General features: G+C 50.4%; 1 protein-coding gene. It reads left to right on the top strand.

The window, feature by feature from the left end; all coding sequences use genetic code 11:
* A partial coding sequence (locus AB0E19_RS38740) for a hypothetical protein (RefSeq protein ID WP_362189955.1) occupies positions 1-985 on the top strand: 985 nt, incomplete at its 5' end.
* Positions 986-1,258 lie beyond the last annotated feature (273 nt).

Below are 1,258 nucleotides of genomic sequence, written 5' to 3'. Positions count from 1 at the left end.
GCGGCGCTTCCTCGTGGAATTACTGAATCAGCTGCGTCCGCATGAACGAGTGAAATACGGCGATCTCCTAGCTAGCTGCGAGGCCATGCTGAGCGCTCTTCCTAACATCAAGCTCGGAGAAACCGTAGAACACCTAGATCTGTGTTGGAAATTCCGATACGAAGACATAAACGAGCTGCTGAAGCATGTGCCTGTCTTTGACGTCCGAGCAGAAGCCAAATGGCGACACCAACGGGTCACAGTTAAAAGCAGGGAAGCTGTTAGGCGCATCCTCAAAGATGTACAGCCTAGCAAGGACTCACTCGCTGCCAAGCTGATGTTGGCCAGCATGCTTAATCGTTATCACTGGGAATTTCTGGAGCTGGAGCGCTATGAAGAGATCGCAGTGCCAAGTCTGCTCCGCTTGATTGAAGGGCTACGAGCGGCAGGAGTAGAGCGTGTCCCAGCTGACCTCGAAGAGGAGAATTTCAGGGTTTGGCTGATGGATTGCTTTTCTGGCCCTAGCTTTGGGGAGGAGCAAGCTTGGCGCTCACTGAAGGTCATGCATCTAGACCGGGCTTACGATCAAGCAAAATGGATCATGAGCTGGGAAAGAATCGATTTCATCAAGCACCAAGTAAGTGAGAGCGAGCTTCAAAACATGTGCGTCTTGATCTTGGTCTGGAGCTACTGCTCTCGCGAAAAGCATGACATCAGGATTGCTGACATCAAAGACTACGACCTCGTGAATATGCGAGAGATCCAGAGTGGAGAGCAGGTGCCACTGACCAGGATCAAGTACCAGCAAAGACAACTGAACACAATGCTTCGCAGCCTTCAGCATGAGTCGCTGGATCCCGAGAAGGTCTGGAGTCACACTGACAATAATAAGGATTTGCGAACCCATCGAATGCAGTTCATTCGATCAAACTTTAAGCTCAGTACCTTGAGCGAGTGGAAAGCACTATCAAAATATGCAGCTGCAGTCGCACTGTTCAGGGTTTGAGCTAAAGCCCCACATCAATCGCCTTTGTTTAGAACTCACCAGGGTAGTAATCCAGCAGTAAATGCTCCACTTTTCAGCTCTATAGCTCGGCTGCCTTACAGGTTTTGGCCTCCACATCCGAGGCACTACGTAGGGTGCTGTGCTCTTCCCCGCGACCATTAGCGGCCACCACCTGTGATAGTCCGCACACGCGTCGGTTAGAGCGCAAAAAACAAATCGGTAAACCTGCCTGATTGGCGAAAAATATGTTGTTTAAATACGGTTGCCCAGAAA

This window comes from Streptomyces sp. NPDC047974 (assembly GCF_040653375.1).
GTDB lineage: Bacteria > Actinomycetota > Actinomycetes > Streptomycetales > Streptomycetaceae > Streptomyces.
This window is presented reverse-complemented; position numbering and strand designations above follow the sequence as displayed.